Here is a 7,376-nt window from a genome sequence, read left to right as displayed (position 1 = left end):
TACCTTTCGTTCTCAGTGAGGTGCGTGTATTTCATGTTTTTTACTTCTTGGCGGGAGCAAACTTCATGATTATCGCATCTCACTGTTTTTATGTTCAGAGGTGTCGCACTTCGTACTTGAATCCAAGGCATTTAACAAACTGTTTAAGAGTGATTCGCAACGCGTGGCATTTTTACCATGCGTTGGTTTAAGTGATTAAGGTATTATGCGAGAGCTTCGGTATTGCGTTGCTCACACCTTAACAGGGCGTTATGCGTAACAAGGAATTTCATGTCAAAAGTAACATTGAAAGGTTTTATTTTAGTTCCTGAGTCGGATCTTGAATTAGTGAAAAATGAGCTGGTAAATCACAAACGACTTACTCTCGACGAGTCTGGTTGTATTACCTTCAGCGTCATTGAAAATCCGGAAAACCCTCTTCGATTTGATATTTATGAAGAGTTCGTGGATAAAGTGGCTTTTGAACAACATCAGAAAAGAGTAAAAGCTTCTCATTGGGGCAAAGTGACAGTCAATGTTGAACGTCATTATGAAATCTTTGAGTAAACGCATAACAAACTGTTCAAGCAGATTCGGCATGCGTGGCATTTTTGGTTTGCAGCGGTTTTAGTGATTACGTAGTGTTGCGGAAGCTTTTGTAGTGCATGCCTCACTACTTAACAGGGCGTTAAATTACAAAGGAGGCTTTATGTTATTTTCAGATATGATGAAAGACAAAATACAGGTATTAAAGTCAGACGGAACGACTAGCTCAGTAATGAATGCGAGTGTCCAAAGTAAAGGCATTTACTTAATGCGTTCTGATTTTCTGATCGAACCTCATGACTTGATTCAACGTGTCATGTCTAACGGTGGGACGGAAACATTTAAAGTTATTGATCCCGGTTTTCATGAGGGGATGGGAAGAGATATTCCTGCTCATTATCAGATGAAAGTGCAAAAATTGGGTTTGCCTGAAGCAGAAAAAGCGGTGCAGTCAATTACGTATAACATTAGCGGAGCAAATGCTCGCGTCAACAATAACTCGACAGACAATTCTACAAACGTTGTGAACATTAATAGCGATCTTCAAGAGGCGCTGAGCGCCTTGAAATCTGAAGTTAAGCGTCTAAATATATCGGATTCCGAGCGTGAAGAAGCTTATGAAGTTGTAGAGGCTATCGATGCTCAATGTCAAAATGAGAAACCGAGTAAAGTTGTGGTAAATGCGTTAGTTAAATCATTGCCGACAGCTGCTTCAATTTCTTCTATTGGTTCTCTTATCGTTTCATTATTGGGATAAATCGTTCTGTTATAAAGTTCCAATTCTTCTGCCAAATCCGTAGGTAATGTAATTTAACAAACGGCTCAAGAGGGATTGCCAACGCGTGGCGGCTTTAGTTCAAAATTGAAGTTCAGTGTTTACAGTGTGTTTTTTGAGTTCGGCGGTGCGTTGTCAACCCCTTAGCCGGGCGTTATAAGCAAATTCAGCCCCAGAGGATGAAAAATGGAAATCGAGTACAAAGTAAACCATCCAATCTCAGTTGAACAATTCGTGACTTTACTGAAGAAAACTTCATTGGGTGAGCGTCGTCCTTTGGATAATGAGTCAACTATTCAGGGTATGCTCGACAACTCTAATTTAATTGTGTCCGCATGGCTGAACGGTCAACTTGTCGGTGTGGCTCGCTCAGTGACAGATTTTCATTATTGTTGCTATCTGTCTGATTTAGCCGTTGATGAAAGCGTTCAATCCAATGGTATAGGTAAATATCTGATCTTAGTGACTAAAGAAGAGTTGAGCCCAAGCTGTAAATTGGTTTTACTGTCAGCGCCGAAAGCGCAAGGTTATTATCCGAAAATTGGTTTTGAAGCTCATAATAGTGCATGGGTTTTGTCTAGTTCTGAACAGTTGAACATCAATTAAATCAAGGTTTTATTTGCTTATAACAAACGGCTCAAGAGGGATTGCCAACGCGTGGCGACTTTAGTGCAAAATTGCAGTTCAGTGTTTAAGTGTGTTTTTTGAATTCGGCGGTGCGTTGTCAACCCCTTAGCCGGGCGTTATAACTCAAGGAGGAATAGATGGAACCATTGAGGTTGGATATAACCGATGAGAATGTAACAGACTCGACAAAAATATATAGATATTTTTCGTTTGAAGCGTTTGTTAACTTAGTTGAAATGAAAAAGCTAACTTTTGCCAAAGTTACTACTTGGGAAGACCCTTGGGAGAATATCCTCTCAAACTATGAGCTTGATATTGGTGGAAAAGTCAGCTCTCCACAATCACAATATAGCGCAGATCAGTTCTTTTTTGGTCAATGTTGGACATTAAAGCAAGAATCAGATGCTATGTGGCGAATCTACTCGCCTAACAAGAGTGGTGTAAAAGTTGCGTCTACAGTAGGGAAGTTGAGAAAACTTACTGGTGTGCGTCGAGTTGGAGTGTCTATGGTTCGATATTATCGAGATATAGATGAATTGATGAATATGGTGCAACAAGACGATAGCCGCGGATATACAACTAGGTATAAAAGAGTCGATTTCTCACACGAAGAAGAAATCAGGATTCTAGTGCATCCTAATGACTCAACAGGCGAAGACTTTCACGACAACACTCATGTAAATTTAGATATACCAATAACTGACTTTTTAGGCCAAGTTCAAATTGATCCTAGAGCACCTGCGTGGGTTGAAAGTATGATTACATCGTACTGCGATCGGATGCTTAAAAACACAAATGTAGTTAAGTCGGAATTGTACAATAAAAATTTAAAAGGTAAGTTTGTGCGCAAGTATGAGCTATCCGAAAAATCTATGTCATGGAAAGACTTAGCAAATAAAGCATGAGCTATGAAAAGAGTTATAACAAACAATTTAAGAGGGATTCTCAACGCTTGGCACTTTTGCTTCTACTTCAAATTTAGTGTTTATGACACAATGCTTTAGGTTTGGGCGGTAGCGTTGTTCACCCCTTAATTGGGCGTTATGTGAATAGGAGGAAATAAATTGAATCGCGTATTTTATCGAGATCTGATAGAGCATGACCATGTATACACCGATAGTGGTGATGACGAAATTGGACTGATGATGCGTACTTCATTTAAGTCCGGTTTATGCCCTATATGCGTTTGTGAGACTTCGATTTATCAGCATATACCAGAAGACCAAGCTCCACCTCCTGAACCATACGAGCATTATGCAATTATGCAACCAGTAATGCTTGTGTGTGGAAACTGTGGTTGGTGGCAATCAAAAGCTATATGCGTGACAAAGAGTCACCCGTCACTTCCTAAATTTAAAAGGGAGAACTCAGAGTGGGCATATAGTTATCACCCTGTAATTGAGCAGGTTGATATAACGTCAAATAAAGTTGCAATTGCTGACATTCGTCAGCATTTATTGAAAAACTGGGAAGATCGTAAGTTAATCTCCGCAGGTAAAGCAGAATCATTAGTCGAGTCTTTGTTAAAAGAACATCTCAAATGTGATGTATTCAGCTCTACAGCAAATGTTAATAAGCCCGACGGTGGCATTGATTTATTTGTTGCTCACGAAAATGGTGAAGTTAAGGCTGCAGTTCAAGTAAAACGTCGTATCACAAAAGATGTAGAACCAGTGACAGAGGTTAGAAACTTTGTTGGTGCTCTAGCAATAGAGAATATACAAAAAGGTATTTTTGTAACAACTGCTGAACGATATTCATCAGTGGCTAAAGACATACCAGAAAAGTTGAACAATCGATTAGAGCTTGAATTGATAAGTGGTAATGAATTATTCGATATTCTTAAGTGTTTTACTAAACCTGATGACCTCATCATTCCACCCTATGTAAAGGCTGATATGGTGTGGCAAGATAACTGTGGTAACTTATTAAAATTAGAAGAGATCCTGAGTGTATAGGGTCGATCAAAAGTTGAAAGAATTCACATAACAAACAATTTAAGAGTGATTCCCCACGCTTGGCATTTTTGGTTTGGGTCTAGTTTAGTGTTTACGGTGTCCAAAATGAGTGTCGTGGTCGCGTGGCTCACACCTTAATTGGGCGTTATAACACAGAATCAACTCCTTGCTCAAAACGGTTAATTAAACTATTATTTGTACGTTATTTTGTACCAATTGGAGTTCAATATGAGTCGTATTCATTTCGATCAAGATATTCAGCCGTTATCTGAATTTCGTGCAGGTGTAGCTTCTTACATCAAACAAATCAATGAGACTCGCCGTCCATTGGTCATCACACAGCGTGGCAAAGGTGTAGCTGTTGTTCTCGATGTTGCAGAGTATGAAGCAATGCAAGAGAAGATCGAGTTACTGGAAGAAATGCGCACCGCTGAAGCTCAATTAGCTTCAGGCCTTGGTGTTTCAAATGATGATGCTCGTGCTCAAGTACTGGGGCGCATTACGAAATGAAAGTAGTTTGGTCTCCATTAGCGCTTCAGAAGTTAGGCGATGCAGCGGAATTTATTTCTTTGGATAATCCACCTGCGGCAGAAAAGTGGGTAAACGAAGTTTTTGACAAAACTGAACTACTTGGAAGTATGCCTGAAATGGGGCGCTTTGTTCCTGAAATGCCCAATACTAACTATCGTGAAATCATTTTTGGTCACTATCGTATTATCTATAGCTTAAGCCATGAGATCCGCGTACTAACAGTTCGTAATTGTCGTCAAATGTTGTCGGAAGATGACGTGTAAGACTGTGTTATAACAAAGCATTTAAGACGGATTCGCAACGCTTGGCGGCTTTAGTGTAAATTCAGTTTTTGTGTTTTAAGTGGTTTGTCGAGGCATCGGTGTTTAGCGTCGCTCACCACTTAATGCGGCGTTATAAGCTTTGGAGGCTTTAGTGATTACAATTCGAGAAATGGATATTTCCGATTACGATTCAGTGATTGATCTGTGGTGCCAGACGGAAAGCTTGTCATTAAGAGATGCTGATTCTAAACAAAGCATTGAAAGTTACCTTAACCGAAACTCTGGGCTAAGTTTTGTTGCTTTAAGCGGCAATAAAATTATTGGTGCGGTACTCGTTGGGACCGATGGTCGCAGAGGATATCTGCAACATTTGGCTGTTTCATCAGAATTTCGAGGCCAAAAAATAGGTAAAGCTTTGGTTGAAAAATCAGTTGATGCTTTGACTTCGATTGGTGTTTCAAAGACGCATTTATTTGTTTATAGCAATAATGTTAATGCGCAAAATTTTTACGAAAAATTAGGCTGGTTTCCAAGGGATGAAATACGCATGTATTCGTTTAATAACTCAAGTAATCCAAACGTTTAGTGGCAACTTATAACAAACGGCTCAAGAGGGATTGCCAACGCGTGGCGACTTTAGTGCAAAATTGAAATTCAGTGTTTACAGTGTGTTTTTTGAGTTCGGCGGTGCGTTGTCAACCCCTTAGCCGGGCGTTAGCTGAGGTTAAGAAAAACCATAAAATTCCGTGTTCATTTTTTTTGGTCTGAGACTCTAGCTTTACACCTGAAAGTCAGCACTTTTCCATGTATCTCGCCAGTGGCACTGTTCGTGAAGTGCTTGAACTAACCGAATTCTGTTTACGGGAAGTGGTGTGTTTGTTTATTTCTTTGGTGTGGCTTCTTTGGTTTTGAAGCTCTTTCGCGTTTAAATGGATTTTGCGCACTTGGTTGTTGGCTTCTTCGAAAGAATTCTTTGTAAATTTAAGTCTTAGAAGCTCGTCAGTTTTCCTATTATTTCTTCTTTGCCAAGTGCGTTTCGTGGGTTAGGTTTTAGTTTCTCAGTTGTCCGTTTTACTTTGTCGTTTGAAAGCCATAATGTGTTTTAAATTAGGCCGTTGGGTAGTCAATCTCCGGCTAAAGTGTAGCAGCTAACAAACGGCTCAAGAGGGATTGCCAACGCGTGGTGACTTTAGTTTAAAATTGAAGTTCAGTGTTTAAGGTGTGTTTTTTTAGTCTGGCGTTGCGTTGTCAACCCCTTAGCCGGGCGTTATGTTTTTTGAGGAAATATGGATATACGAAAGGTTACCACAGCAGAGGTTTTACCCATTAGGCATCTTGTTTTATGGCCTAATAAATCGCCTTCATTCTGCGAAGTCGAAGGGGATGACTCTGCTACTCACTATGGCGCATTTATTGGTGGGAAACTGGTTTGTGTGGCATCCGTTTATAACAATGGTCATGAAGCTAGGCTCAGAAAATTTGCTACTCTGTCTGAATACCAAGGGCAAGGAATTGGTACTAAGGTCATCGAGAAGCTGGTGCGTGATTTGAAGCGAGAAAATGTGAGCTATTTCTGGTGTGACGCACGAACTTCAGCACTGTCTTTCTATCAGAAGTTTGGGTTGTGTGTTGAAGGTGAAGAGTTTTACAAATCAAATGTAGCGTACTTCAAAATGTCTGTTTCGTGGGTGTAAGAACCACAAACATAACAATAAATTTAAGAGTGATTCACAACGCTTGGCGCCGTCACTTCAAGTCAGTTTAGTGTTTATGGCACAATGGTTTAGGTAAGGTGGTAGCGTTGTTCACACCTTAATTTGGCGTTAGCTGGGGTTAAGAAAAACGGTGAGTTTAGGGTGGAAAGGCTTTGGGTTTTCTAGCTACACACCGGACAAATCTCAGCTTCTCAACTATCTCGCCAGTGGCACTTTTCGGGAAGTGTTTGAACTTAACGAAGTCTGCTTACGGGAAGTGTTGCGTTTGTTAAGTTCGTTGACGCGGTTTTTTTGTTGTTGAAATTCATGAATGCCTAAATTCATTTCGTGTGCTCTGTCGTTGGCTTTTTCGATAGAATTCTTTGCAAATTACCATGCTCAGGAATGGGGATTTCCTCGGCCATTTCTTCTTTGCCAAGCGCATTTCGTGGATTAGGTTTTAATTTCACACCTGTCCGTTTTACTTTGCCGTTTGAAAGCAATAATGTGTTTCAAATTAGGTATTTTGTCGTAATTCGCTGGCGAAAGTGCAGCAGCTAACTAGGCGTTTAAGACGGATTCCCAACGCTTGGGAGTTTCGGTTCTAGGTTGAGTTTTGTGTTTAAGGCGCAATGGTTTAGGATTGTGGTCTCGTTGCTCACCACTTAACGCAGCGTTAGGGCAATAGGAGTATATTTTGAACAGTGATGATATTGGTGCGATCATTGAATGCTTTATATCGAAAGAGAGTGCACTAAACGATGTTAAGAACTTTTTTATTGCCAATAAAATGGAAGCACTCTCATTTCTGGCGGGCGTTGTATCTTTAGCTATTGCTTTGATTGCAGCTCTATTAGGTGACGCTACCACCTCTTACGTAAGCGCATCATAAACCCCACATTCTAATCAATATCGGTACGTCCTAAGATCAAATCTCCAACCTCAAGGAGATCTGAAATGGCAAAACGGCGCACCAACAAAGAATGGCAAACCCTGTTTGAAA

The 7,376-nt window shown here is 40.3% G+C and carries 10 protein-coding genes; all 10 read left to right on the top strand.

Features of this window, described 5'->3' with window-relative positions; all coding sequences use genetic code 11:
- Nucleotides 1-270 precede the first annotated feature (270 nt).
- The 10 genes from EXZ60_RS17945 (at nt 271) to EXZ60_RS17895 (ending at nt 7,265) form a co-directional block, all read left to right on the top strand.
- Nucleotides 271-546, top strand: a complete 276-nt coding sequence (locus EXZ60_RS17945; protein WP_208891691.1) for an antibiotic biosynthesis monooxygenase — start codon at nt 271-273, stop codon at nt 544-546.
- Between the two features lie 142 nt (nt 547-688).
- A complete protein-coding gene (locus EXZ60_RS17940) occupies nt 689-1,282 on the top strand; it encodes a hypothetical protein (RefSeq protein ID WP_277436091.1) in 594 nt (197 codons plus the stop codon).
- A gap of 204 nt (nt 1,283-1,486) precedes the next feature.
- Entirely contained in the window at nt 1,487-1,906 is a 420-nt protein-coding gene (locus EXZ60_RS17935; protein ID WP_277436090.1) for a GNAT family N-acetyltransferase, read from the top strand.
- 158 nt (nt 1,907-2,064) lie between these two features.
- Nucleotides 2,065-2,832, top strand: coding sequence for a DUF2971 domain-containing protein (locus tag EXZ60_RS17930; RefSeq protein ID WP_277436089.1), 768 nt, complete (start codon nt 2,065-2,067; stop codon nt 2,830-2,832).
- Between the two features lie 159 nt (nt 2,833-2,991).
- Nucleotides 2,992-3,885, top strand: coding sequence for a restriction endonuclease (locus EXZ60_RS17925; protein ID WP_277436088.1), 894 nt, complete (start codon nt 2,992-2,994; stop codon nt 3,883-3,885).
- 228 nt (nt 3,886-4,113) lie between these two features.
- Nucleotides 4,114-4,395, top strand: coding sequence for a type II toxin-antitoxin system Phd/YefM family antitoxin (locus EXZ60_RS17915; RefSeq protein ID WP_081245543.1), 282 nt, complete (start codon nt 4,114-4,116; stop codon nt 4,393-4,395).
- A complete protein-coding gene (locus tag EXZ60_RS17910) occupies nt 4,392-4,679 on the top strand; it encodes a type II toxin-antitoxin system RelE/ParE family toxin (protein WP_010377835.1) in 288 nt (95 codons plus the stop codon). The genes EXZ60_RS17915 and EXZ60_RS17910 overlap by 4 nt, the downstream gene beginning before the upstream one ends.
- A gap of 151 nt (nt 4,680-4,830) precedes the next feature.
- A complete protein-coding gene (locus EXZ60_RS17905) occupies nt 4,831-5,265 on the top strand; it encodes a GNAT family N-acetyltransferase (RefSeq protein ID WP_064626944.1) in 435 nt (144 codons plus the stop codon).
- 700 nt (nt 5,266-5,965) lie between these two features.
- Complete coding sequence (locus EXZ60_RS17900) at nt 5,966-6,373, top strand: GNAT family N-acetyltransferase (protein WP_194576802.1); 408 nt, start codon at nt 5,966-5,968, stop codon at nt 6,371-6,373.
- 697 nt (nt 6,374-7,070) lie between these two features.
- A complete protein-coding gene (locus EXZ60_RS17895; RefSeq protein WP_277436087.1) occupies nt 7,071-7,265 on the top strand; it encodes a hypothetical protein in 195 nt (64 codons plus the stop codon).
- Nucleotides 7,266-7,376 lie beyond the last annotated feature (111 nt).

The organism is Vibrio sp. 1151_11, from assembly GCF_029478525.1.
Classification (GTDB): Bacteria; Pseudomonadota; Gammaproteobacteria; order Enterobacterales; family Vibrionaceae; genus Vibrio; species Vibrio anguillarum.
This window is presented reverse-complemented; position numbering and strand designations above follow the sequence as displayed.